This window comes from Roseobacter sp. (assembly GCF_024639605.1).
Classification (GTDB): Bacteria; Pseudomonadota; Alphaproteobacteria; order Rhodobacterales; family Rhodobacteraceae; genus Roseobacter.
In genome coordinates this window covers 1-20,471 of the sequence record NZ_JAHEHZ010000015.1, presented here as the reverse complement: position 1 = coordinate 20,471, position 20,471 = coordinate 1, and the positions used below count along the sequence as shown (strand labels likewise).

The window sequence follows — 20,471 nt, the reverse complement described above, 5'->3', positions numbered from 1 at the left end:
GCAATCACCGATGAGGTGCTCGTCGCCTCCCGCGCCGCGGCAGGTTTTGCACAGACGCTTGAAGCGATCGTGGCGGGCAACCAGCGACAGATCAGCAACTTCATCCGCCTCGGGCTGCCGGAATTTGCCCAGCTGACCGAAGATGCACGCCAGCTTGTCGGCAACCTCGACCGGTTCGTCGATCGTGTCGAACGCGACCCGGCCCGGTTTTTCCTCGGCACACAAGGCTCGGAGTTCCGCAGATGATCAGACATGCCCTTTTTGCACTCGCCCTTGTGGCGCCTGTACTGACCGCCTGCGGCGGTCTGAGCACGCTGACCAGTGCCACCGAACCTACCGATCTATATCTGCTGACCCCCAAAAGCACCTTTGATGCAGGCCTGCCACGTCTGCGCCAGCAGATTGTCGTGACTGAGCCCACCGCGACGGCAGCGGTCAGCAATGACCGCATCACAGTACAGCCGACACCGCTTGAAGTGCGCTTTCTGCCCGGTGCGCGCTGGGTGGACCGGGCGCCGGTAATCATTCAGACACTGCTGATCGAAAGCTTCGAGAACAGCGGCAAGGTCGACGCCGTGGGCCGCTCAGCAATCGGCCTGCGCGCGGACTATCTGATCGTGACCGATATACGCGAATTTCAGGCACGGGTTCCGGATGGCGGCCTGCCGCAGGCCCCGCTTGAGGCCCATGTCAGGCTCAACATCAAAATTGTGCATGCAGGCAGCGACCGGATCATCGCATCGCGTTCGTTTGAGGAGTTGTTTACCGCGGCAAGCGACGCACCGCGCGACATCGTTTACGCCTTTGACGAAGCCCTGGGCGACACGCTGCGGGACGCTGTGGAATGGAGCATCCGGCGCATGCATACCGATGCTGCCAACCGGCCAGCAGACGAAGTCTACTGAGCGGTGTCCCTCTCCGGGGCTCACTTCTATTGACGCATTCACATAAATAAACGTTACTGACTGAAAAAGACGGCAGGTTCAGAACAGGCAGAGACCACCAGCTTTCTGGGAGGAATAAGCTATGAACCTGAGACCCGATCCGACATTTCACGCGACACCGAAACTGGCGATGGCCGCACCGGTCGAAACGCTTGCCTTTACGCTGATGCTCAGTCCGGACGGGTCGCAACCGGACGGTCTTGCTGTCGTGGATGTGGACCCGGGCTCGGACACCTATGGCGAGATCGTGCACCAGTTGCTGATGCCCAACAAGGGCGACGAGTTTCACCACTTTGGCTGGAACGCCTGTTCCTCTGCCCTGAGCCCGCTGACAGGGCACGCTTTTCTGGAACGACGCTATCTGATTATCCCCGGGATCCGCTCCAGCCGTATATATGTGATCGACGTAAAAGAACCGCTCAAGGCGAAAATTCACAAGATCATCGAGCCCGAAGAGGTGTTCGAGAAAACCGGGTACTCGCGGCCGCATACCATCCACTGCGGTCCTGAAGGCATCTATGTCTCGACCCTCGGCGGCGGCGGCAAGGACGGCACTGACGGACCACCTGGTATCTTCATCATGGATTGCGAGACCTTTGACATCCTTGGCCGCTATGAGATGGACCGCGGCATCCAGGACAAACACTACGATTTCTGGTGGAACCTGCCCCGCGATTACATGATCAGCTCCGAATGGGGTCTGCCGCCGCAGTTCGAGAACGGCATCGTCGCCGAAGATCTGCTGAGCAACAAATACGGTCACAAGATCCACTTCTGGGATCTGCGCGCGCGCAAAAACGTGCAGACCATCGATCTGGGCGAAAACCACCAGATGGCGCTGGAAATCCGGCCCGCGCATGATCCGGCAAAGCAATACGGGTTCTGCGGCGTGGTCGTAGACACCACCAATCTGCAGGGTGCAATTTTTACCTGGTGGCGCAATGACGATGGCACCTTCGAAGCGAAAAAGACGATCACAATCGATCCGCAGCCGGCATCCGCCGACGATCTGCCCGACCTGCTCAAAGGGTTCGAAGCGGTGCCACCTCTGGTGACCGATATCGATCTGAGCATGGATGACCGGTTTCTCTATGTCGCCTGCTGGGGCACAGGCGAGATGCATCAGTATGATGTCTCGGACCCGATGAACCCGACGCTGGCCGGCAAAGTCGAAATCGGCGGTATCGTCAAAAAAACGAAGCATCCCAACGGCAACGAATTCGGCTACGGTCCGCAGATGGTGGAAATCAGCCGCGACGGCAAACGCGTCTACTGGACCAACTCGCTGTATTCTACCTGGGACGATCAGTTCTACCCGGGCGAACGGGGCGCCGCGATGGTCATGGCGAATGCCGGAGAAAACGGCGGGCTGGAGCTTGACGAGAAGTTCTGGGTCGGCTTTCCCGACGGTTATCGCAGCCACCAGATCCGGCTGGAAGGCGGCGACTGTTCCACAGACAGCTTCTGCTATCCCAACAGCTGAGCATGGGCGAAGAACCCATGATGGCGGCTCTGTGGTGGGCCGTCATCGCCTCCGGTTTGTATCACGGTGTGAACCCCGGCATGGGGTGGCCGCTGTCGGTCTCTGCCGCACTTATGGAAGGGCGGCGGCGGGCGCTTCCGTCAGCGCTGGCGATGCTGGCGCTGGGGCATTTTCTGGCGATGTCGGCCATTCTGCTGCCCTTTTCGATGATGTTCGCGCTGGTGGACTGGCAACGCGAAATCCGCATCGGTGCCGGGCTGCTGGTGATCTCCCTCGGGGTGTTTCTGCTGATCCGGCGGCGGCACCCGCGGTTTCTGGCGCGTGTGCCCCCGTCTCAGCTCGCACTCTGGTCTTTTCTGGCGGCCATGGCGCACGGTGCGGGGCTGATGCTTCTGCCCGTCTATCTGGGGCTTTGTGGCATTGAGGATACAGAAGGCGGGCATCAGGCTGCAGCCATGCTCATGAGTGACAACATCGGGATCGCACTCGCCGTAGCCGCCTCTCATACCGCCGCGATGACCCTTGCAGGCGGGCTCATAGCCCTCGTCGTTTACAGCTGGCTGGGCCTGAAATTTCTGTCTCAGGCATGGTTCAACATGGATATCCTTTGGGCGCTGAGCCTGATTGTGGTGGGCATCGCCGGGCTCTGGACGGCGCTCTGAGGGGTAAGCTCCCGGCTCAGGAGTAACTGCACGCGTATCCGGGCCACAGATTCAAACAGATCAGGAAGGTTGCGCAAACAGTCTGTGGGTTGGCACCTTGCCCGCCATTGGGCAGGCGGCCTGCAGAACGGAAAGTCTTTTCGTCTGTCACAATTGCGTTGCTACGCGCCTGCGTCGCTCTATCGCGCTTGAAGCTGCGGCAATTGGTGTCATTCTTTAAGCGATGCGCCGGGCTGCGTCCGCCGCCCGCGCAACAGCCAACCGGGTGAAAGGAATTTCCGATGGCACATACGACACGCAGGGCCTTCATGGTGCAGTCGACAGCCCTCACCGCAGCAATGCTGGTGCCTGGCGGGGGCCGGGCGCAAAGTGGTCTGCCTGTGTTACGCGCGATGCCTGCGACAGCGCAGCTCGCTCCTCAGGGCTATCCGGGTACAGAGGTCTGGGCCTACGGGATCTCCGGGCCGGGGACTGTGCCGGGACCCGAAATCCGGGTCACCGCCGGCGACGCTGTGCGCTATCGGCTGCAAAACGATCTGCCCCAGGCAACGGCGGTGCACTGGCACGGCATCCGCATCGACAACGCCATGGATGGTGCCGCCCCCCTGACCCAGCCGGCCGTCGCGCCGGGTGATCATTTTGACTATGACTTTGTCGTCCCGGATCCCGGAACATACTGGTATCATTCACACAACCGCAGCTTTGAACAGGTCGCGCGCGGGCTTTCAGGCCCTCTGATCGTCGAAGACACCACCCCCTGGGCAGGCAAGGCCGGCGCTGCCGCACGCGACCTGACCCTCGTGCTGGATGACTGGCTGCTCAACAGCGATGCCACGATCGTCGAAGACAGGTGGGATGATCTGCACGCAGCGGCCCATGCAGGCCGCCTTGGAAACACCGTGACCGTCAATGGCGCGGCATGGCCGGAATTCAGTCTGCGCCCGGCGGAACGTATCCGCCTGCGTCTGATCAACACAGCCACCGCGCGCGTCATGTCGCTTGCCCTGCCTGAGCTTGGCGCGCGGCTGATTGCCGTCGACGGGTATCCGGTCACTCCCAGATCCGCCGAAACGCTTGTGCTGGCCCCCGCGCAACGGGCGGATGTGATAATTGACGCCCCCGCCACGGCAGAGCAACGCGGCGCTCTCCTGCTTGATCCGGGCAATGGTGAGTGGGTGGATATCGCAGGATTTCTTACCAAAGGCGATGCGGTCACGGCCACCACGGCTGATCTGCTGGCGCTGCCTGCCTGGCCTGCGTGGCAGAACCCGGATCTCGTGCAGCCACAAAACGAGAGCCTTGTGATGGAAGGCGGCGCCATGCGTGGTCTCGAAAAGGCCACCTATCAGGGCCGGACAATGGATTTCCGCGAGCTTGTTTCGCACGGTATGGCCTGGACTTTCAACGGAACAGCACATGGCATGGCTGAGCCGATGTTCACCGCGCGGCAAGGCAGGACGGTCCGGATGAAAATCGAAAACCGCACCCGATTTGCCCATGCCGTACATCTGCACGGGCATCATTTTCAGGTGCTGACTGATCCGCATCGCGATGTAAGGGACACAGTTCTCATCGGCCCAGATCAGTCTGCCGAAATTGCATTTGTGGCCGACAATCCGGGCAAATGGATGATCCACTGCCATATGCTGGGCCATCAGGTGTCCGGCATGATGGGATGGTTTTCCGTTGCCTGAGCCGCTCGCAGGCCTGGTCTGCGGCGGCCGGTCGGAATTGCGACGTGATCACTTGTGCGTAAGAGCCCGTATACAGACTGTACGGCGCCCTGCGCGCCGTTGGATAACCGGTAAAACTATCAAAAACGGAGAAAATCTATGACTGTAAGACCCGTCGCACTGACCACAGCACTGCTGCTTGGCGCCTGCACAACGGTAAGTAATGAAACCAGGACACAGGCCGTTCTGGAGACCGGACTGAACGCAGGTGAGCGTTATGAAATCCGGACACGGGTTCTCGAGGGTCCGAACGGCTCATTCGAGCAGACCAGTGTGGTTTACCGCGGATATTCAAAAACCTGCCGCATAGAAAGCCCGAACGACTGCAAGCTTGCCGCCCGCCAGCTCATTGAAGAATATGACGAATTATTCTTCTGAAACTTTTTCTGGCACTGCCATGCCGGGCGTTTCCGCACAGCCTGCGAGGACCTGTGCTTAACTCCGCCGACGCCTGATCCGGACAATACCGCAGGCGCCGCGCATAACAGCACAACGCGCCTGCCCTGCGTTCAGAAGGCTGAGCCCGCCTTGTGCTGTCCCGACCGGGAGCGGCCGATCGAAACCGCTGCACCCAGCCCGCGGCCGGATTCGTTTTAAATTATCCATAGTTGTGTTAATGTGTTCCTGTCCGATCCCAGAATCCGGTGTTGCACAGATGTCTCCGACAGCGAGTGACCCTCTCTACCGCAACGCCGTGAAGGTTCACGGGACGGGCGCCCGGACACTTATGTTTGCCCATGGCTTTGGCTGTAACCAGACGATGTGGCGGCACCTGATACCGTTTCTGCAAGACTCGAACCGTCTGGTTCTCTTTGATTACACCGGTTTCGGCGCGTCAGACGCAGATCAGTTTGACCGCGACAGATACGCTGGCCTCGACGGATATGTCCGGGATGTGATCGACATCTGCGGCGCGCTGGATCTCCGGGATGTCACTTTTGTCGGGCATTCCGTCAGCAGCATGATCGGCCTGCTTGCCGCAATCGAACGGCCCGGGCTCTTCCGGAACCTGGTGATGATCTGCCCGTCGCCTTCGTTTGTAAACGAACTGCCGGAGTACCCCGGCGGTTTTGAACGCGAAGATCTGGAGGAACTGATTGAGCTTGTCGACCGCAACGCCCCGGACTGGGCCACCTATCTTGCGCCGATTGTTATGGGTGCCGGGAACGACCCTGCGCTGACCTCTGAGTTACGCGACAGCTTCGCCGGGACCGATCCGGGCAGGGCGCGGGTTTTCGCGCGCGCGACATTTCTGTCTGACTGCCGCAATATCCTGCCTCAAAGTCCGGTGCCCGCGCTGTTGCTGCAAAGCCTTCAGGACAATCTCGCAGCGCCCGGGGTCGGCGCATACATGCATAAAAAGATGCCTCAGAGCCGGCTGGAAACGCTCGATACCATCGGACACTGCATGCATATGGCAAGCCCGGCCCGGGTGGCGGACCTGATCAACGGATTTGTGCAATCGCAGGAGATCTGACACCTGCGCCCTTCGGCGCCGATGATTTTCCTGTCGGGTGCATTGTCACCGACCCTGCCGGCCGGATATTGTTTGCCAGTCATTATGTCGGCACCGACCTGGGATTTGACGCGGCTCAGATAATTCAGACCCACATCGATGACATGTTCACCCGCGCCTCCGGATTGCTGATCGCAGAATACCTGCGCCCCGCACTGGCGCAAACGCGCCGCTGTGACGAGACCGTCCTGACCATTCTGACCCCGGAACGCCACCGCATACCGGTGGTTGTGAATGCGCGAATGCATCCCCGCGACGAGGACTGTGTTTGCTGGACAATATTGCGGGCGGAAAAACGCCACAAACTGCATGATGCACTGCTGCGCTCGCACGAGTTGCTGGAGAAGCGCGCCAACCGGCTGCGCAAACTGGCCTCAACCGACGAGCTGACAGGGCTGTTCAACCGGCGCGAGTTTCTCAAACGCGCCGGAGAGTCACTGACCTTCTCCGCGCAAAACGGCACCAGCGTGGCACTGGTCATCGCGGATGTGGATCATTTCAAACGGGTCAATGATACCTTCGGGCACGATGCCGGTGACGATGTCCTGCGCGAGCTGGCCCACCGGCTGCGACATGCCTGCCGGGCCGGCGAGCTGCTGGCACGTTATGGCGGCGAAGAATTCAGTTTCTGTCTCGAAGGGTTGTCGCTCGCGGCGGTCCGGGGCTTTGCACAGCGGATGCACCAGGTGGCGTCAGAGGTCCGGGCGCCCGACAAGCCAATTTCGATTTCGATGGGGATCGGACTGCATTTTGACGGCACCGGAAAAACGCTGACGCAGACGCTGAAAGAAGCGGATGACGCCCTTTACGCCGCCAAACAGGCCGGACGGAACCGCACCTTTATTCTCGATGGCGAGAAGCTGATTACCGGCACGTAGGAAGGCGCGGTCTTACCGCCGCCAGATACTGTCGCGACCTCTCACGTTAATCTGCTGGGATAGCTCGTCAAACTCTGACTCAATGTATTTCCGGAACCGGGCTATGGCGGGCAGATGTTTTCTGTCGCTCTGCCACAACAGGCCCAGCTGACGATCAGGATGTTCCAGCCGCACAGGCAACGAGGTGACGGTTCTGATATGCCGCTGCATGAACACCACCGAATAGGGCAGCACGGTCAGCGCCTGTGATCCTGCCAGGACACTCAGGATCGAGGCCAGCGAGCCGCCGGTGAAACTTACGCGGAAATCAGAGATGCCGATGCTGCTCAGCGCATCGCGCAGATCCTCATAAAGCGGACTGTCCGCCGGCGGCGCGATCCAGGGATAGGGTGCAATCTCGGACAGCGTCAGAGCCGATTTACGCGCCAGCGGGTGTGACGGCGCGCAGGCGAGTACGTTGCGTCCTGGCAGCAGCGGTTTGAAAGACAGCGCGTCGGGCACCTGATCCTGGCGCACCGGACAAATCCCCAGATCAATCGTCCCTGCGATCAGTTGCTCACGAAGATCAGCAAGGTAGCCATAGGTCTGATGGATGGAAACATCGGGAAATGACCGCTGGAACGACGCGATCATGCCTGAGATAACCCCATCCATGAAAATCGGCGTGCCTGCGACGCGCGCTGATCCTGCCCGCCCGCCTTTGTAAAGGTCGGTTGTCTGTTCAGCCGTCTGTGTTGCCTGCGCGATGATCCGTCCCTGTGCGGCGAGTGACTGACAAAGCTCGGTCGGACGAACCGGCTTTCTGCCCTTCTCAAACAGCCGTGCTCCGATGCGCGCCTCCAGCATGGAAACTGTGCGCGACACGCTTGGCTGTGATTTACCAAGAGCAACAGCGCCCTCCCCCAGACCGCCATTATCGATGATCGCTGCAAGCAGGTTCAGGTGATTTGGATTTATTTTCATAACATCATGGTATGATTTAAGGCTTAGATTCGATCAACCACCAATATTTTCGCAGCTAACCTGGAGGGAGCAATCAGCCGACGACGGAGGAAACGGCGCCTTGAACCCGCAGACAGAAACTCAGCAAGTGCGCGTTCTTTTCGGACCCGGGCTGCGTGAATCAGTTGCATCCGAGGTCCGCCGGCTCGGGGCGTCGCGTGTTCTTGTGCTCGCAACGCCGCAGCAATGCGACGCGGCATCCGAGATCGCCGGAAGGCTTGGATCTCTTGCTGCGGGCGTCTTCTGCAAGGCAGCGATGCACACTCCGGTTGAGATAACGAAACTGGCGCTCGACCACGTACGTGAGACAAATACCGATTGTCTGATCGCAATCGGGGGCGGCTCGACCACCGGTCTCGGCAAGGCCATCGCATGGCACACCGACCTGCCACAGATCGTCATCCCGACAACCTATGCCGGCAGCGAAGCAACGCCGATACTGGGCCAGACCGAAAACGGCATCAAAACCACGCTCAGCGATCCGAAAGTGCTGCCGGAGGTCATTCTTTACGACCCCGAGCTGGTGGTCAGCCTGCCGGTCGCCATGACCGTCACCTCTGCGCTCAACGCCATGGCCCATGCCGCAGAGGCGCTCTATGCAAAAGACCGCACACCAGAAACCGATGCCCTCGCGCGCAAAGGGCTGGAGGCGCTGGTCGGCGGCCTGCCTGCTGTCCTGAAAAACCCCGGCCATCTTGCGGCACGCGAGGCCACGCAGCGCGGTGCCTGGGCCTGCGGCACGGTGCTGGGCCGCGTCGGTATGGCACTGCATCACAAGCTCTGCCACACACTGGGCGGCTCATTTGATTTGCCGCACGCGGAAACTCATGCGGTCATCCTGCCCCATGCGATTGCCTATAACGCCCGCGCCGCAGCTGCCGAACTGCAACCCGTTTGCGATCTGCTTGGCGGCAGCAACGCAGGCACGGCGCTGCACCGTTTTGCCCGCAGTATGAACGCCCCGCTCGCCCTGCGTGATCTGGGTCTCAACGAGAGCGACCTCGACGAGGCGGCAGAACTCGCGACGACGAAACCCTATCCGAACCCGCAGCCGGTGACCCGTGGCGACATCCGCGCGTTGTTGCAGGCCGTATGGGCCGGTGATCCGCCGATCGAATAGCCCGCATCCGAAACACAGAAAAAAAAATGACGTCAGGGAGGACATCATGATTACACGCCGCAAACTTCTGCGATCCACTGCCGCCACCGGCCTGTCCCTCGCCGCAGGCGGACTGGCCGCGCCTGCAATCGCGCAGGGCGCCAAAATCCGGCTCGGTTATGTCAGCCCGCAATCCGGCCCGCTGGCCGCCTTTTCCGAGGCCGATCAGTTCATCATCGACGGGTTTCTTGGCTCTGACGCGGGTGGCAGTTTCGAAGTCATCGTCAAAGACAGCCAGTCCAACCCCAACCGCGCTGCCGAGGTTGCGGGCGAGTTGATCATCGACGAAGAAATCGACCTGATGCTGGTGGCCTCGACGCCGGAGACCACAAACCCTGTCGCCACGACCTGCGAGGCCGAAGGTATCCCTGTGATTTCCACCGTGGCCCCCTGGCAGCCCTGGTTTATCGGCCAGCAGGGTAACCCCGGTGACCCGGGCTCCTGGCGGCCATTTGATTACAGCTTCCATTTCTTCTGGGGTCTTGAGGATGTGATCAGCACCTTTACCGCCATGTGGAACCAGCTTGAGACCAACAAACAGGTCGGCGGGCTTTTCCCAAATGACGGGGACGGCAACGCCTGGGGTGACCCCAACGTGGGGTTCCCGAAGCCGCTTGACGCGCAGGGCTACGGGCTCACCGACCCGGGCCGCTATCAGAACCTGACAGATGATTTCAGCGCGCAGATCAATGCCTTCAAGGCGGCGAACTGCGAGATCGTGACCGCCGTGCCGATTCCGCCGGATTTTACGACCTTCTGGACCCAGGCAAAACAACAGGGCTTCACGCCCAAAGCCGCCAGCATCGGCAAGGCCATCCTCTTTTCGCAGGCCGTCGAGGCCTTGGGCGATCAGGGCCACAACCTCAGCTCCGAGGTCTGGTGGTCGCCCAGACATCCCTTTGCGTCTTCGCTGACGGGGCAGTCGGCCGGTGATCTCGCCGCAGGATACACTGCCGCAACCGGCAGGCAGTGGACCCAGCCCATCGGCTTTGTGCACGCGCTCTTTGAGATGGCCGCAGACGTTATGGGCCGCGTCGAAGACAGCCGCGATCCTGATGAGGTAGCCGCTGCCATCGCAGCGACACAACTGCAGTCCATCGTTGGACGCCTGGCCTTTGACGGTGCCGGTCTGCCGCCCTTTGCCGCGACCAATATCGCCAAAACACCGCTGGTCGGAGGCCAGTGGCGGCTGAAAAACGGCGGCGGCTATGACCTTGTGATCGTGGACAATTCCGATCACTCCGACATCCCGACCGGCGGCACGATGGAAGAAATCAGCTGATCTGAGAAACCAGCCCCGCCGGATGCGGCGGGGCCCCGGGGGAGAGCACGATGAACATCCTGAGCCTGCAGAATGTCAGCAAGAGCTTCGGCGCGCTGATCGTGACCGACGATGCGAGTTTCGATGTGTCGCAGGGCGAGGCTCTGGGCATCATCGGGCCGAACGGCGCGGGCAAATCCACGCTCTTTAACCTGATCACCGGCAACCTGCGCGCCGATCAGGGGACCATTACTTTCGAGGGCCGCGACGTGACGAGAGTGTCCGCGATGGAGCGGTGCCTGACGGGCATCGGGCGGTCCTTTCAGATCCCGCAGCCCTTCGAAAAACTGACCGTCTATGAAAACCTTCTGGTCGCGGCGACCCACGGGCGTAATCTCAGTGAGGCAGCAGTCCTTGCCGACTGCGCTGATGTGCTGGAGCGCACCGAACTGATCCGTCGCGCGAATACGCCTGCCGGGCAACTGTCGCTGCTGGAACGCAAGCGCCTGGAGCTTGCCCGTGCGATGGCCACGCAGCCAAAACTGCTGCTGCTTGACGAGATCGCCGGCGGGCTTACCGAAGGCGAATGTCAGGCCCTGATTGGCACGATCAGAGACATCCATGCGCGGGGCGTCACGATCATCTGGATCGAACATGTGCTGCACGCGCTGACTTCGGTGGTCGAGCGTCTGCTTGTTCTCGATTTCGGCAGGGTCATTGGTCTGGGTGATCCCGAGGAAATCATGGCCAGCAAAGAAGTGCAGGAAATTTATCTGGGAATCGAAGTCTGATGCCCCTGCTCACCACACGAAACCTTGTGGCCCGCTATGGCGATTTCCAGGCGCTTTTCGGTGTCGATATCGATCTGGGTGAAGCCGAGACCATTGCCATCATCGGTGCGAACGGGGCCGGCAAAACAACACTCATGCGGTCCATTGCCGGCGTGCTGCGCAATCAGGCGGATGCCGTACGCTTTGACGGCGCAGAGATCGGCGCGCTGCCGGCCGATGAGATAATGGCGCTGGGTGTGGCAATGGTGCCCGAGGGGCGCAAGCTCTTTCCGTCCCTGTCGGTTGAAGAGAACCTGCTGATCGGCACCTATGGTCGCAAACAATCCGGTCACTGGACGCTGGAGACGGTCTGTGACCTTTTCCCGATCCTGCGCGAGCGCCGCCACAACCCGGGCACCGCGCTCTCGGGCGGACAGCAGCAAATGGTCGCCATCGGGCGCGCGCTGATGAGCAACCCGCGTGTGCTTTTGTGCGACGAGATCAGCCTTGGTCTCGCCCCTGTCGTGATCAAAGACATCTACAAAGCCGTGCCGGCCATCAAGGCCGCCGGCGCCAGCATCATCGTGGTGGAGCAGGACATAGCCCAGGCGCTCGCTGTGGCCGACCGCGTCTATTGCATGATGGAGGGCCGCGTCACGCTTTCCGGCACGCCCGATAGTCTCAGCCGCGAGGCCATCCACAACGCCTATTTCGGAGCACATCAATGATCTGGGTCGACACAATTCTTCAGGGCATCCTGCTGGGCGGTCTTTATGCGCTCTTTGCCGCCGGTCTGAGCCTTGTCTTCGGGATTATGCGACTGGTGAACCTCGCGCATGGCGATCTCATTGTGATGGGCGCCTATCTGATCCTGCTGCTGGTTACGCTGCTGGGGCTTTCGCCTTTTCTCGCAGCCCTGATTGCCATGCCGGTGATGTTCCTGCTGGGGTGGGCGCTGCAGAAATTCCTGCTCAACCGGACACTGGGCGACGATATCCTGCCGCCGCTGCTGGTGACTTTCGGGTTATCAATCGCCTTGCAGAACGCGCTGCTCGAAACCTTTTCGGCCGACAGCCAGCGGTTGCCAACCGATGCGCTTACCACAGCCTCGTTACAGATGGGGCCGATCTCGCTTGGGGTCATGCCGCTTCTGACCTTCGCCTCCGCCGTCGCGGTTATCCTGGGGCTCAACCAGCTCTTTTACCGCACCGAACTGGGCCGCGCTTTCCGGGCCACCTCCGACGACCCGGTCACCGCGGGCCTTATGGGCATCAAACCGGCCAACATCTTCGCCACCGCCACGGGCATTGCACTGGTGATCGTGACCATCGCCGCTCTGTACCTCGGGCTGCGTGCGAACTTCGACCCCAACATCGGCCCGGCGCGTCTGATCTATGCCTTTGAGGCGGTGATCATCGGCGGGCTGGGCTCGCTCTGGGGCACCCTCGCGGGCGGCATCATCATCGGTGTCGCACAAACGCTCGGTGCCGCGATCAATCCTGAATGGCAGATCCTGTCGGGCCACATCGCCTTCCTGCTGGTGCTGCTGGTCCGGCCCCGGGGCCTCTTTCCAAGAGCGCATGACTGATGGCTTATTCTGTATCTACTCAAACCCCCGCCTCGCGTATCGCCGCCATTGCCGGTGCCGTACTGATCCTTGTGCTGATCGCGCTGCCCTTCATCGCCGGGCGCAGCACGATCCGGGATATGTTCTTCATCCTCACGATGCTGGTACTGGCCCAGTTCTGGAACCTGCTGGCCGGTTACGGCGGTCTTGTGAGCATCGGCCAGCAGGCCTTTGTAGGGGCCGGCGCTTATGCGCTCTTCGGCACCGTCATCCTCTGGGGCGTGGATCCGGTGCCCGCCATCCTGTTCTGTGGCATCGCAGCACTCGTTATCGCCGTGCCGACCGCCTTTTTCGCTTTCCGCCTCAACGGCGCCTATTTCGCGATCGGGACATGGGTCATCGCCGAGGTTGTGCGCCTGCTGGTCTCGCAATGGAAGACACTCGGCGGCGGCACCGGCACCTCTCTGCCGCGTGACGCCACAGGTGATATGTGGTTTGTCGGGGCCATCGAAACCGCCCTCGGCGTCCGCACGGCGGCAGCCCGCGACATCCTGGCCTACTGGCTGGCTCTCGCTCTTGCGCTGGCGACCATCGGCGGCATCTACTGGCTCCTGCGGACCCGCCGTGGTCTCGCGCTGGCGGCAGTGCGCGATAACGTCGAAGCCGCGAAATCCGTTGGCGTCGATGCCGGCCGCATGAAGTGGATTGTCTTTCTGACGTCCGCCTTCGGCACCGGCCTCGCGGGCGGGCTCATTTACCTGCAGAAAGCCCGGATCAGCCCGGATGCAGCCTTCAGCGTCACTGACTGGACCGCCTATGTTATTTTTATCGTCGTCATTGGTGGCATTGGCACGATCGAAGGCCCGATCGTCGGCGTGCTCGTCTTTTTCGCCCTGCAATCGCTGCTTGCCGATTTCGGCAGCTGGTATCTGATGACCCTTGGCGTGCTCGCCATCATCATCATGCTTGTGGCACCGCGTGGCCTTTGGGGCCTCCTGTCCGCACGCACGGGTCTGCACCTTTTCCCGATCCGCCGCCGCCTTTCCGGCGGCACGACAGAACAAAGGGAAACTCCGTGAACCGGTTTTTCCTCACACAAGACGCGGCAGGGTTTACCGCCGCTGCCAGGGCAGGAAAACTACCCGCTTTGCGCGGTATGGATCACGCGGACTATCCGGACGACCAGGCCAGTGAGACTGACTTCGACACAAGACTTTGGGAACCGCAGTCCTGAGGGACACGGCAGGGAGAGAATAAATGACTGACATCACCACAGACGTTCTGATCATCGGCACGGGCCCGGCAGGGTCATCATCAGCGGCCTTGCTGTCCACCTATGGCATCGAAAACATGGTGATCAACCGCTATCGCTGGCTTGCCAATACGCCGCGCGCACACATCACCAACCAGCGAACGATGGAAGTGCTGCGCGATCTCGGGCGCGATGTAGAGGACGAGGCCTATTTGTTCGCCGCGGAGCAGGACATTATGGGCGAGAACGTTTTCTGCGAAAGCCTCGCAGGCGAAGAGATCGGCAGAATGAAAAGCTGGGGAACGCATCCGCTCTCCAGGGCCGAGCACCTGCTGAGCAGCCCCACCTTTATGAACGATCTGCCGCAGACCTTCATGGAGCCGCTGCTTTTCAAGACCGCCTGCCAGCGCGGGACGCAGGCGAGAATGAGCACCGAATACCTGAGCCATGTGCAGGACGCGGACGGGGTGACAACCACCTGCCTCGACCGGCTGACCGGCAAAGAAGTATCCATCCGTTCAAGATACCTGATCGGTGCGGACGGCGGCAATTCACTGGTGGCCGATCAGATCGGCCTGCCTTTTGAGGGGCAGATGGGCGTCGGGGGCTCGATGAACATCCTCTTCAAAGCGGATCTTACGAAGTATGTCGCTCACCGGCCCTCCGTGCTTTACTGGGTTGTGCAGCCGGGCGCGGATGTAGGCGGGATCGGCATGGGTCTGGTGCGCATGGTGCGCCCCTGGAACGAATGGCTGATCGTCTGGGGCTATGACATCAACCAGCCGCCGCCCGAAGTGGACGATGCATTTGCCACAAAGGTCGTGCGCGATCTGGTGGGGGATCAGGATCTCGAGGTCGATATCACCAGCTGGTCCACCTGGACGGTCAACAATTACTACGCCACGCATCTGCAGAAAGACCGCGTGTTCTGCATGGGCGACGCTATCCACCGCCATCCGCCGTCGAATGGTCTGGGTTCTAACACCTCCATCCAGGACGCGTTTAACCTCGCCTGGAAACTCGCCGCTGTGCTGAAAGGCCAGGCCGGTGAGGCGCTGCTTGATACATATACAATTGAGCGCGCCCCAGTCGCAAAACAGATCGTAACCCGTGCCAACCAGTCCATCGGCGAGTTCGGTCCGATCTTTGAGGCCCTTGGCCTCACCGAAAGCAACGATCCCGAGACCATGCAGAAAAACCTCGAAGGTCGTTGCGACAGCACGCCCGCCGCCGAGCGCCAGCGCGAAGCAATCCGCGAAGCGATTGCATTCAAAAAATACGAGTTCGACGCGCACGGCGTCGAGATGAACCAGCGATATAAATCAACTGCCGCCGTCACGGATGGTCAGGTTGAGCCTGACTTCGCGCTGGACGCGGACCTGCATTATCAGCCCACCACATGGCCCGGCGCACGTATCCCGCATGTCTGGCTCTTTGATCACAGCGGCAAAAAACACTCGACGCTGGATCTTGCGGGTGGTGGTGTCTTTACGCTCTTTACCGGTCTGGGAGGCCGCGCCTGGGCGGATGCCGCAGCAAAAGTCAGCGATAAGCTGGGCATCAAAATTGAGGCGCATGTGATCGGTCCGCGTCAGGAATACGTTGATCACACCGGTGACTGGGCACGCGCGCGCGAGGTAGGCGGCGCAGGCTGTGTGCTGACCAGGCCTGACCAGCATGTCTGCTGGCGACATGATGTGCTGGCGGCAGATCCGGAAGCAGAACTCACGCGGGTACTGTCCGCTGTGCTGGCGAAATAGGAGGCGATAATGAGCACTGCTGAACAAGGGTATTTCACCGAAGAGAACTCCGCTGAAGTCGTCATCAGCCGAAATGCCAAAGCCACCGACGCGCGGCTGGCCGAAGTGATGGCGGTGGTGACAAAGCACCTGCACGCCGCTGTGAAAGAGATCGAACCCACGCAGGAGGAGTGGTTCGAGGCGATCAGATTCCTCACCGAAGTCGGCCACATGTGTAACGACTGGCGTCAGGAATATATATTGCTCTCGGACAGTCTCGGCGTGTCGATGCTGGTCGATGCGATCAACAACCGCAAACCCTCAGGCGCGTCTGAATCCACTGTGCTGGGGCCCTTCCATGTGCCGGATGCGCCGGAACTGCCGATGGGCTCAGACATCTGTCTGGATCAGAAAGGCGAACCGATGCTGGTCAAAGGCCGGATCCTTGGCACCGAAGGCCAACCGGTATCCGGTGCAAAGATCGATGTCTGGCAGGCCAATGACGAAGGGTTTTATGATGTGCAGCAAAAAGGTCTGCAACCTGACTTCAACCTGCGCGGCGTTTTCCGTACGGGAGCGGATGGTACGTATCACTTCAGGGGCGTGAAACCAAAATTTTACCCGATCCCGGATGACGGCCCGGTCGGTCGCATGCTGAAAAAACTCGGCCGCCATCCCTACCGGCCGGCGCATCTGCATTACATCCTCGAAGCAGACGGGTTCGAGACGCTGATCACCCATATCTTTGACCCGGACGATCCCTACATCCGTTCGGACGCGGTTTTTGGTGTAAAGGAAAGCCTGCTTGCCACTTTCGAAAAAGTCGAAGACGCGGCCCGGATCAAAGCCGCCGGATTTGACTGCCCCTATTTCGAAGTGGTGCATGATTTCGTTCTGGCTCCGGCGGCATGACCCCGCCCTGCATCATCTGCGTGGCGATCACCGGCAGCCTGCCGCGCAAGGCCAACAATCCGGCGGTGCCGATCACAGTGCCTTAGCAGGTAGAGAGCACTCACGAAGCCTTCGAAGCGGGGGCCGCAATCGTGCACGCCCATGTGCGTAATGAGGATGAAAGCCCCTCAAGCGATCCTGACAGGTTCGCCGCACTGAAAGAGGGGTTGGAGAAACACTGCCCCGGCATGATCATCCAGTACTCAACCGGGGGGCGTTCGGGGGCCGGGAAGAGCCGCGGCGGCATGCTGCCGCTCAGGCCGGATATGGCGTCGCTCTCCGTCGGGTCCAACAATTTCCCGACCCGCGTTTACGAAAACCCGCCGGATCTCGTGGACTGGCTGGCAGCTGAGATGCAAACCCACGGTGTGAAGCCCGAGATCGAGGCCTTCGATCTGTCGCACATCCTCAAGGCCGCCGCGATGCATGCGTCCGGTCAGATCAGCGACACGCCCTATGTGCAGTTTGTGATGGGGGTGAAAAACGCGATGCCTGCGGACCGCGATGTGTTTGACTACTATGTGAGAACCGTGGGCCGGCTCTTTGGACAGTCAGCGCCATGGTGCGCAGCCGGGATCGGACCTGCGCAGATTGTCCTGAACGAATGGTCTGTGGCCGCCGGCGGGCACGCGCGCACCGGGCTGGAGGATAACGTCCGGCTTGACCGTGAGAGGCTCGCGCCATCCAATGCTGCTCTGGTCAGGCGGGTTGCCGATCTCTGCGCTCAGCACGAACGCCCGGTCGCGACCCCTGCGCAGGCGCGCGACATTCTCGGACTGGCCTGACAAACCAAAGAGAAGCGCGCATACCCCGGCGCAGGCGGCTTGCGCGCAGCCCCGCGCGGGCTAGTATAGTGCCCGAGACTAGGAGCTTCTGACATGCACGACCCCGGCGGCGTTTTGTGACACGCACTCTCAGAACGCAGGTCGCCGTCATCGGCGCAGGGCCCGCGGGACTGCTGCTGTCGCAGCTTCTGGCCGGTGCGGGCATTGAGACGGTGGTGATCGACCGCAAAGACCGCGCATACATCGAAGGGCGGATACGTGCCGGCGTTCTGGAACAGGGCACGGTGGACGCGCTGAGCGAGGCCGGCGTAGGCGACAGGCTGCACCGCGAGGGGCTTATCCATCACGGGTTTGATCTGTGCTTTGACGGTGACAGGCACCGGATCGATCTCAGGGGGCTGACCGGAAAATCCGTGACCGTCTACGGACAGACAGAAGTGACCAAAGACCTCTTTGAGCGCCGCTTTGCACAGGCTCAACAGTTCTTTCTCGGGGCCAGTGACACCCGGCCCGAAGGGCTTAAAGACACACGCCCCAGCGTTCATTTCACTCACAAGGGCCGCCAGATTGCAGTCGAGGCTGATTTCATCGCCGGCTGCGATGGCTTTCACGGCCCGTCCCGCCAGGCCATACCGCCGGAAGTTTTGCGCACTTTTGAGCGGGTCTATCCCTTTGGCTGGCTCGGCATCATGGTCGAACGGCCCCCCGTGAGCCACGAACTGATCTATGCAAACCACGCGCGCGGCTTTGCTCTGGCCTCCATGCGGTCACAGACGCGCAGCCGGTATTATCTGCAATGCGGCATGCAGGAGAACATCGCCGACTGGCCCGATGAACGCTTCTGGGAGGAGCTTTCGCTGCGCCTTGGTTCTGATACGGCAGCATCGCTGCAGACCGGGGCTTCATTCGAAAAATCGATTGCACCACTGCGGTCTTTTGTGGCCGAGCCGATGCGGTACGGCAACCTGTTTCTGGCAGGGGACGCAGCTCATATCGTGCCGCCGACCGGTGCCAAGGGGCTCAACCTCGCGGTGGCGGATGTCAGGCTGCTTTCACGTGCTCTGATCGCGCATTACCTCGACCACAACGATCACTACATCGATACGTATTCACAGGCCGTCCTGAGCCGTGTGTGGAAAGTGGAACGATTCTCCTGGCAGTTGTCGACACTGATGCACCAGTTTCCGGAAAACTCCCCGTTTGAGCAGCGCATGCAGCGCGCCGAGTTTGACTACATCACCGGATCTGAAGCCGCCGCGCGCTCAATTGCAGAGAATTACGTCGGCCTGCCGCTCGAATGAAAGCCCTGCAGTTAAAAGGACAGGGCCGGACGACGCATTGTCCTTTACGGAAAGGGCAGAATCATAAGCCTCTCGCACCAGGCTGATCTGATGCTTATGCTGGTCGTGCCGGTCGGGTGCGTACACGCGCGTCCGGCATGTAACGGACACACCTGCCCGGGCCAGTTCCGACCTCCGCGCACTGCGGAACTTCACAGACCGGGGCCCGAAATGAAGAAACAGATATGACCAGACCTATCGCACCGCGCAACCTTGACCGTCACCCGCCTCTTCTTGCGCCTGCCTACCGCAGCTCGGTCCTGCGTGCCCCGCACCACGCGCGCCTGCACCACGCGCCCACAATGACCGAAATGACCGGTCCTGCCTTTGGCCACACGCCAACTGGCGCGCTCGATCACGATATGATCCGGAACTATGCGCGTCCGGGCAAAAGCGCGATCGGGCCGCGTATCATCGTGCATGGCAAGCTTACAGATGCCGATGGCCGCCCGCTGCCGGGAAAACTGATCGAAGTCTGGCAGGCCAATGCCGGCGGGCGGTACCGGCACAAAAAAGACGGCTATCTTGCTCCGCTCGATCCTGATTTCGGCGGCTGTGGTCGTTGCATTTCCGGCGAAGACGGCAGCTACAGCTTCCGGACGGTACAGCCTGGCCCCTACCCCTGGCCAAACGGCGGTAACGACTGGCGCCCGGCGCATATTCATTTCTCGGTGTTCGGCGATGGTTTTGCCCAACGGCTGATCACGCAGATGTATTTCGAGGGTGATCCGCATATCGCCCTTTGCCCGATTGTGCAGGCGATCCCCGATCCTGCAGCAATCGACACGCTCGTCGCACGGCTGGATATGGCCCGGACAGTGGCGATGGATATCAGAGCCTACCGTTTTGATATTGTCCTGCGCGGCCGCCGGCAGACGATGTTTGAAAACCGCGCGGAGGGGCTTTGAATGGCTGATTACGAAGAATCCCCGTCCCAGACCGCAGGCCCGTATGTGCACATCGGCTGTATGCCATCCACAGCCGGGCTGGAGGGCATGTACGGCGGCAAAGACCCCGGTGCGCAGATGATAACCGGCGACCCCGCGGGAGAGAGGATGACCCTGACACTCCATCTGACCGACGGTGCCGGCGATCCGGTGACGGATGCAATGATCGAGATCTGGCAACCGGGCCCGGACGGCAGTTTCGGGCCGACAGACGGGTTCAGTCACTGGGGCCGCCAGCCCACAGGTTCAGGCTCCGGCGGCGCCGTCTTTGAAACGCTCAAACCCGGCGGTGGCAATGGACAGGCCCCGCATGTGTTTGTCTGGATCGCCGCGCGGGGCATCAATATCGCACTTATGACGCGGGTATACTTTCCGGATGCGGAGAACGGGGACGACCCGGTATTCCTGCTTGCCGGCGAAAGATCATCCACCCTGGTTGCAGAAAAAACCGATGACGGCTACCAGCATGTGATCCGCCTGCA

The 20,471-nt window shown here is 60.8% G+C and carries 19 protein-coding genes and 2 pseudogenes; 20 read left to right on the top strand and 1 reads right to left on the bottom strand.

All coding sequences use genetic code 11. The annotated features are described in order from the left end of the window. The 8 genes and pseudogenes from Q0M35_RS03580 to Q0M35_RS03545 all read left to right on the top strand — a co-directional run. Nucleotides 1–246 (top strand): annotated as a pseudogene (locus Q0M35_RS03580) (MCE family protein); the annotation flags it as partial. Beyond that, nucleotides 243–905, top strand: a complete 663-nt coding sequence (locus tag Q0M35_RS03575) for an ABC-type transport auxiliary lipoprotein family protein (RefSeq protein ID WP_295312259.1) — start codon at nucleotides 243–245, stop codon at nucleotides 903–905. The pseudogene Q0M35_RS03580 and the gene Q0M35_RS03575, both read left to right, overlap by 4 nt. A 121-nt stretch (nucleotides 906–1,026) precedes the next feature. After that, nucleotides 1,027–2,427, top strand: coding sequence for a selenium-binding protein SBP56-related protein (locus tag Q0M35_RS03570; protein ID WP_295312257.1), 1,401 nt, complete (start codon nucleotides 1,027–1,029; stop codon nucleotides 2,425–2,427). A gap of 2 nt (nucleotides 2,428–2,429) precedes the next feature. Continuing rightward, the gene (locus tag Q0M35_RS03565) at nucleotides 2,430–3,089 is read left to right on the top strand and encodes a hypothetical protein (protein ID WP_295312255.1); all 660 of its coding nucleotides are present in this window, start codon (nucleotides 2,430–2,432) and stop codon (nucleotides 3,087–3,089) included. A 281-nt stretch (nucleotides 3,090–3,370) separates the two neighbouring features. Further along, the gene (locus Q0M35_RS03560) at nucleotides 3,371–4,783 is read left to right on the top strand and encodes a multicopper oxidase family protein (protein ID WP_295312254.1); all 1,413 of its coding nucleotides are present in this window, start codon (nucleotides 3,371–3,373) and stop codon (nucleotides 4,781–4,783) included. Nucleotides 4,784–4,921: 138 nt separating this feature from the next. Beyond that, a complete protein-coding gene (locus tag Q0M35_RS03555; RefSeq protein WP_295312253.1) occupies nucleotides 4,922–5,200 on the top strand; it encodes a hypothetical protein in 279 nt (92 codons plus the stop codon). 277 nt (nucleotides 5,201–5,477) lie between these two features. Beyond that, complete coding sequence (locus Q0M35_RS03550; protein ID WP_295312251.1) at nucleotides 5,478–6,299, top strand: alpha/beta hydrolase; 822 nt, start codon at nucleotides 5,478–5,480, stop codon at nucleotides 6,297–6,299. Further along, a complete protein-coding gene (locus Q0M35_RS03545) occupies nucleotides 6,227–7,216 on the top strand; it encodes a sensor domain-containing diguanylate cyclase (protein WP_366519634.1) in 990 nt (329 codons plus the stop codon). The genes Q0M35_RS03550 and Q0M35_RS03545 overlap by 73 nt, the downstream gene beginning before the upstream one ends. A 12-nt stretch (nucleotides 7,217–7,228) precedes the next feature. Here the strand turns inward: Q0M35_RS03545 and Q0M35_RS03540 are convergent, their stop codons facing one another. Further along, nucleotides 7,229–8,179 (bottom strand): LysR family transcriptional regulator, encoded by a 951-nt coding sequence (locus tag Q0M35_RS03540; protein WP_295312247.1) that lies wholly within the window; start codon nucleotides 8,177–8,179, stop codon nucleotides 7,229–7,231. A gap of 100 nt (nucleotides 8,180–8,279) precedes the next feature. Here Q0M35_RS03540 and Q0M35_RS03535 point away from each other — a divergent pair, with 100 nt between their 5' ends. The 12 genes and pseudogenes from Q0M35_RS03535 to pcaG all read left to right on the top strand — a co-directional run. Then, on the top strand, nucleotides 8,280–9,338 hold the full coding sequence (locus tag Q0M35_RS03535; protein WP_295312245.1) for a maleylacetate reductase: 1,059 nt from the start codon (nucleotides 8,280–8,282) through the stop codon (nucleotides 9,336–9,338). A gap of 46 nt (nucleotides 9,339–9,384) precedes the next feature. Next, nucleotides 9,385–10,659: an ABC transporter substrate-binding protein gene (locus Q0M35_RS03530; RefSeq protein ID WP_295312243.1), complete on the top strand. Its 1,275-nt coding sequence runs from the start codon at nucleotides 9,385–9,387 to the stop codon at nucleotides 10,657–10,659. Nucleotides 10,660–10,709: 50 nt separating this feature from the next. Beyond that, nucleotides 10,710–11,429, top strand: a complete 720-nt coding sequence (locus Q0M35_RS03525) for an ABC transporter ATP-binding protein (RefSeq protein ID WP_295312242.1) — start codon at nucleotides 10,710–10,712, stop codon at nucleotides 11,427–11,429. After that, entirely contained in the window at nucleotides 11,429–12,136 is a 708-nt protein-coding gene (locus tag Q0M35_RS03520; RefSeq protein WP_295312240.1) for an ABC transporter ATP-binding protein, read from the top strand. Before Q0M35_RS03525 ends, Q0M35_RS03520 begins: the two co-directional genes overlap by 1 nt. Beyond that, a complete protein-coding gene (locus tag Q0M35_RS03515; protein ID WP_295312238.1) occupies nucleotides 12,133–12,996 on the top strand; it encodes a branched-chain amino acid ABC transporter permease in 864 nt (287 codons plus the stop codon). The genes Q0M35_RS03520 and Q0M35_RS03515 overlap by 4 nt, the downstream gene beginning before the upstream one ends. Beyond that, nucleotides 12,996–14,054 carry a branched-chain amino acid ABC transporter permease gene (locus tag Q0M35_RS03510; protein WP_295312236.1) on the top strand — a complete coding sequence of 353 codons (1,059 nt, stop codon included), beginning with the start codon at nucleotides 12,996–12,998 and terminating at the stop codon, nucleotides 14,052–14,054. Before Q0M35_RS03515 ends, Q0M35_RS03510 begins: the two co-directional genes overlap by 1 nt. A 178-nt stretch (nucleotides 14,055–14,232) precedes the next feature. After that, nucleotides 14,233–15,987, top strand: coding sequence for an FAD-dependent monooxygenase (locus tag Q0M35_RS03505; protein WP_295312235.1), 1,755 nt, complete (start codon nucleotides 14,233–14,235; stop codon nucleotides 15,985–15,987). 9 nt (nucleotides 15,988–15,996) lie between these two features. Further along, on the top strand, nucleotides 15,997–16,878 hold the full coding sequence (locus tag Q0M35_RS03500) for an intradiol ring-cleavage dioxygenase (protein WP_295312233.1): 882 nt from the start codon (nucleotides 15,997–15,999) through the stop codon (nucleotides 16,876–16,878). Then, nucleotides 16,875–17,702: pseudogene (locus Q0M35_RS03495) on the top strand (3-keto-5-aminohexanoate cleavage protein). The gene Q0M35_RS03500 and the pseudogene Q0M35_RS03495 overlap by 4 nt, the downstream one beginning before the upstream one ends. A gap of 116 nt (nucleotides 17,703–17,818) precedes the next feature. Continuing rightward, entirely contained in the window at nucleotides 17,819–19,003 is a 1,185-nt protein-coding gene (gene pobA / locus Q0M35_RS03490; RefSeq protein WP_295312231.1) for a 4-hydroxybenzoate 3-monooxygenase, read from the top strand. A 224-nt stretch (nucleotides 19,004–19,227) separates the two neighbouring features. Next, complete coding sequence (gene pcaH / locus Q0M35_RS03485) at nucleotides 19,228–19,950, top strand: protocatechuate 3,4-dioxygenase subunit beta (RefSeq protein WP_295312229.1); 723 nt, start codon at nucleotides 19,228–19,230, stop codon at nucleotides 19,948–19,950. Beyond that, on the top strand, nucleotides 19,951–20,471 hold a 521-nt coding region (gene pcaG, locus Q0M35_RS03480), incomplete at its 3' end, for a protocatechuate 3,4-dioxygenase subunit alpha (protein WP_295312227.1). It abuts the gene before it with no gap.

Excerpts from the sequence above, each read along its gene's own strand:
- Q0M35_RS03575 (WP_295312259.1), top strand. The coding sequence starts at position 243 with ATGATCAGACATGCCCTTTTTGCACTCGCCCTTGTGGCGCCTGTACTG.
- Q0M35_RS03570 (WP_295312257.1), top strand. The coding sequence starts at position 1,027 with ATGAACCTGAGACCCGATCCGACATTTCACGCGACACCGAAACTGGCG.
- Q0M35_RS03565 (WP_295312255.1), top strand. The coding sequence starts at position 2,430 with ATGGGCGAAGAACCCATGATGGCGGCTCTGTGGTGGGCCGTCATCGCC.
- Q0M35_RS03560 (WP_295312254.1), top strand. The coding sequence starts at position 3,371 with ATGGCACATACGACACGCAGGGCCTTCATGGTGCAGTCGACAGCCCTC.
- Q0M35_RS03555 (WP_295312253.1), top strand. The coding sequence starts at position 4,922 with ATGACTGTAAGACCCGTCGCACTGACCACAGCACTGCTGCTTGGCGCC.
- Q0M35_RS03550 (WP_295312251.1), top strand. The coding sequence starts at position 5,478 with ATGTCTCCGACAGCGAGTGACCCTCTCTACCGCAACGCCGTGAAGGTT.
- Q0M35_RS03540 (WP_295312247.1), bottom strand. The coding sequence starts at position 8,179 with ATGAAAATAAATCCAAATCACCTGAACCTGCTTGCAGCGATCATCGAT.
- Q0M35_RS03530 (WP_295312243.1), top strand. The coding sequence starts at position 9,385 with ATGATTACACGCCGCAAACTTCTGCGATCCACTGCCGCCACCGGCCTG.
- Q0M35_RS03525 (WP_295312242.1), top strand. The coding sequence starts at position 10,710 with ATGAACATCCTGAGCCTGCAGAATGTCAGCAAGAGCTTCGGCGCGCTG.
- Q0M35_RS03520 (WP_295312240.1), top strand. The coding sequence starts at position 11,429 with ATGCCCCTGCTCACCACACGAAACCTTGTGGCCCGCTATGGCGATTTC.
- Q0M35_RS03515 (WP_295312238.1), top strand. The coding sequence starts at position 12,133 with ATGATCTGGGTCGACACAATTCTTCAGGGCATCCTGCTGGGCGGTCTT.
- Q0M35_RS03510 (WP_295312236.1), top strand. The coding sequence starts at position 12,996 with ATGGCTTATTCTGTATCTACTCAAACCCCCGCCTCGCGTATCGCCGCC.
- Q0M35_RS03505 (WP_295312235.1), top strand. The coding sequence starts at position 14,233 with ATGACTGACATCACCACAGACGTTCTGATCATCGGCACGGGCCCGGCA.
- Q0M35_RS03500 (WP_295312233.1), top strand. The coding sequence starts at position 15,997 with ATGAGCACTGCTGAACAAGGGTATTTCACCGAAGAGAACTCCGCTGAA.
- pcaH (WP_295312229.1), top strand. The coding sequence starts at position 19,228 with ATGACCAGACCTATCGCACCGCGCAACCTTGACCGTCACCCGCCTCTT.